The sequence below is a fragment of the Stenotrophomonas sp. HMWF003 genome (genome assembly GCF_003061285.1).
In the GTDB taxonomy this organism is placed as follows: domain Bacteria; phylum Pseudomonadota; class Gammaproteobacteria; order Xanthomonadales; family Xanthomonadaceae; genus Stenotrophomonas; species Stenotrophomonas maltophilia_AP.
The window spans coordinates 16,501-20,107 of the sequence record NZ_QAIW01000448.1; the positions used below are offsets into that span (position 1 = coordinate 16,501).

4 protein-coding genes are annotated in these 3,607 nt (G+C 67.3%); 1 reads left to right on the forward strand and 3 read right to left on the reverse strand.

The features are described from left to right. Positions 1 to 492, forward strand: a 492-nt coding sequence (locus DBR34_RS24230; protein WP_258224178.1) for a DUF1176 domain-containing protein, incomplete at its 5' end; no start/stop codon positions are given. 51 nt (positions 493 to 543) lie between these two features. Here DBR34_RS24230 and DBR34_RS19845 read toward each other — a convergent pair. The 3 genes from DBR34_RS19845 to carB all read right to left on the reverse strand — a co-directional run. After that, entirely contained in the window at positions 544 to 1,464 is a 921-nt protein-coding gene (locus DBR34_RS19845; protein ID WP_128098056.1) for a phosphoglycerate mutase, read from the reverse strand. A 4-nt stretch (positions 1,465 to 1,468) separates the two neighbouring features. Further along, the gene (greA, locus tag DBR34_RS19850) at positions 1,469 to 1,933 is read right to left on the reverse strand and encodes a transcription elongation factor GreA (RefSeq protein ID WP_026069738.1); all 465 of its coding nucleotides are present in this window, start codon (positions 1,931 to 1,933) and stop codon (positions 1,469 to 1,471) included. 8 nt (positions 1,934 to 1,941) lie between these two features. Further along, the coding region (gene carB / locus DBR34_RS24235; RefSeq protein WP_258224179.1) for a carbamoyl-phosphate synthase large subunit at positions 1,942 to 3,607 on the reverse strand (1,666 nt) is incomplete at its 5' end.

The following is a 3,607-nucleotide window of genomic DNA, read 5'->3' on the forward strand; positions in this document are numbered from 1 at the left end:
TTGCCCAGGCCGGTGCTGAAGAATCCGCCACCGCTGGCGGAAACACGGCCGAACGATGCGGCGCTTGCCGAACGCAAGGACCTGATGGACGCGCTGTTGGCCGGCCGCGACATGCAGACGGTGTGCGCATGGCAGGAGGATCGGGTGGAATCGACGTCACTGGACGTGCACCGGCTGGACCCGGTGCACCTGCTGGCGTCGATGACCTGCCACGGGCCGGGCTACTACGCGAGCGGGCCGAGCTGGGTGATCCGCGCGCAACCGCCATTCGAGCCGGCGCTGGTCACCACCGCGCACGTGTTCCTGCGGCCTCCGGACGCGGTGCTCTACGAAGAGAGGGACGAGCGGACGCTGGGCCGCTGCGGGTTCGGGCGCTATTGGGTGTGGGACGGCACGCGGTTCGTGGTGAGCCGCGAATACGTGACCGGGCTGTGCCGGGCCATGCCGGGCGGCTTCTGGCACCTGGCCACGTTCGAGACAGAATTGCGCTGAGCCCTGGCGCTGGCCAGAGGCAGGAACGCCGACCCTCGGTCGGCGCCGTACTCAGGTGTCGTGAAGCTGGACCGGCTTCTTCCAGAAGCGCCAGCGCTGGCCCTTGTCGATTTCGAAGCGCACGCCGTCCTCGAAATCCAGCACCAGCCGACGCAGTTCGCCGCGCTGCAACGCCGACAGCAGCGGGCGGATCGCATCGTTGCCCAACTGCTCCAGCGAACGCAGTTGGCGCAGGTCGACCAGCGCATCCACCTGCTGTTCGCCATCGGCATGCACGCCGGCCGCGCGGGCCAACGCCTGCAGCAGCGACTCACGGCTGCGTACCTGGGCATGCGGGGTCTGTACGGTCTGCGGCAACTCGCCGCCGCCCCAGAACCACAGGGAGTTGATCGGCCGCTTGCCATCGGCGACCCGCTGCTGGTTCCAGTCATGGGTGTGCAGCACCACCTGCGCCTCGGTCAGCAGCGCGCGCCAACGGCGCCCGGCGTCGCCCTCGGGCAGGTGGGCGAACAGGTCATCGCCCAACACATCGTCGGGCGTGTCGAACTCGGGAAGGTGGGTGCCCGGTGGCAGGCGCAGGTACCAGCGTGAGGGTACCGGCGCATCGAGGGTGAACCCGAAACCGGCAAACAGCGGCTGCAGGGCCGGCAGCAGCTGCGCCGCGTCCTGTGCATCGGGCCGCAGCGTGTCGCCGTGGCCCATCATCCGCGCGCCCTGCATGTCCGGCACCACGTTGGCCGGGTCGGCACGCAGCCAGATCGCATCGGCGGCATCGCCCACGTCCAGCTGGCGGGTCAGCGCGGCCACCGGCCAGTGCGCCGGCTGCAGCTGGAAATGCCGCTGCAGCTGGGCACGCTCGCCGGCCTGGACACTGCTGCGCTCGGCCCGCCCCAGCGCCTTTGCCACGTCATCGGGCAAGGGCGCGGCGGGGAAACGGCTGCGGGCCGGCAGCAGCAGCGTCGCGGTGGCCATCGTTTCAGTCCAGGTACTGGACGCTGACGATTTCGTACTCGCGCTGGCCGGCCGGTGCGTCGATGGTGACCGCATCGCCTTCCAGCTTGCCGATCAATGCACGCGCCAGCGGCGAGGAGATGGCGATCAGGCCAAGCTTGATGTCCGCTTCCAGGTCACCCACGATCTGGTAGCGCTTTTCCTCGTCGCTTTCCACGTCCGACAGCTCGACGGTGGCACCAAACACCACCTTGCTGCCGGCGTTGAGCTTGGTGATGTCGATGATCTCGGCGTGGGAGAGCTCGCCTTCCAGCTGCTTGATGCGGCCTTCGATGAAACCCTGCTCCTCACGCGCGGCGTGGTACTCGGCGTTCTCCTTGAGATCGCCGTGTTCGCGCGCTTCGGCGATCGCCGCGATGACCTTGGGGCGCTTGACCGACTTCAGGTGGTCCAGCTCTTCGCGCAGACGCTGCGCGCCCTTCAACGTGATCGGTGCTCTCATGCGTTCAACTCCTTGTGCAGTTCCTGCAGCGACCAGACCGGGCCGGTCCCGCGGAATTCCAGTGATTGCACCAGCGCCTTGGCGCCGGCAATGGTGGTCGAATAGGTGACGCGGTGCTGCAGCGCTTCGCGACGGATCGAGAACGAGTCGTTGATCGCCGCACGCCCTTCGGTCGTGTTGACGATATACACGATCTCGCCGTTCTTGATCGAGTCGACGATGTGCGGACGGCCTTCGACCACCTTGTTGACGATCTCGCAGTCCATGCCGTGCTGCTGCAGCCACGCACCGGTGCCACGCGTGGCCACCAGCGTGTAACCACGCTCCAGCAGCAGCTTGGCCACCGGCAACACGCGCTGCTTGTCCGGGTCACGCACCGACACGAACGCCTTGCCCAGCGGCGGGGCCTTGATGCCACCGGCCTCCTGCGCACGTGCGAAGGCGGCGCTGAAGCTGCGGCCTACGCCCATCACCTCACCGGTGGAGCGCATTTCCGGCCCGAGGATCGGGTCGACGCCCTGGAACTTGGCGAACGGGAAGATCGCTTCCTTGACCGAGTAGTAGTCCGGCACGATTTCCTTGGTGGCGCCCTGCTCGGCCAGGGTCTTGCCGGCCATGCAGCGCGCGGCGATCTTGGCCAGCGCCATGCCGGTGGCCTTGGACACGAACGGCACGGTGCGCGAGGCACGCGGGTTCACTTCCAGCAGGTACACGATGTCCTCGCCGTTCTCGCCGGCCTGGATCGCGAACTGGGTGTTCATCAGGCCGACCACGTTCAGGGCCTTGGCCAGCTCCACCACCTGGCGACGCAGCTCGGCCTGGGTTTCAGCCGACAGCGAGTACGGCGGCAGCGAGCAGGACGAATCGCCCGAATGCACGCCGGCTTCCTCGATGTGCTCCATCACGCCGCCGATCAGCACGTTGCCGTCCTTGTCGGCAATGATGTCCACGTCCACTTCCACGGCGTTGTCCAGGAAGCGGTCCAGCAGCACCGGCGAATCGTTGGACACCTTCACCGCGTCACGCACGTAGCGGGCCAGGTCGGATTCGCCGTACACGATTTCCATCGCGCGGCCGCCCAGCACGTAGCTCGGGCGCACCACCAGCGGGTAGCCGATTTCGCGCGCCAGCAGCAGGGCTTCCTGGTCGTTGCGGGCAATGCGGTTCGGCGGCTGCTTCAGGCCCAGCTTGTCAACCAGCTGCTGGAAGCGCTCGCGGTCTTCGGCCAGGTCGATGGAGTCCGGCGAGGTGCCGATCACCGGCACGCCGTTGGCTTCCAGCGCGCGCGCCAGCTTCAGCGGGGTCTGGCCGCCGTACTGCACGATCACGCCCTTCGGCTGTTCGAGCTCGACGATCTCCAGCACGTCTTCCAGCGTCAGCGGCTCGAAGTACAGGCGGTCGGAGGTGTCGTAATCGGTGGAGACGGTTTCCGGGTTGCAGTTGACCATGATGGTTTCATAGCCATCCTCGCGCAGCGCCAGTGCCGCGTGCACGCAGCAGTAGTCGAACTCGATGCCCTGGCCGATGCGGTTCGGACCGCCACCCAGGATCATGATCTTGTCGCGGTTGCTCGGCGCGGCCTCGCACTCGTCCTCGTAGGTCGAGTACAGGTAGGCGGTGCTGGTGCCGAACTCGGCGGCGCAGGAATCCACGCGCTTGTAC

What these genes read in the sequence shown, in the direction of transcription:
- DBR34_RS19845 (WP_128098056.1), bottom strand. Translation starts at nt 1,464, where the DNA reads ATGGCCACCGCGACGCTGCTGCTGCCGGCCCGCAGCCGTTTCCCCGCC.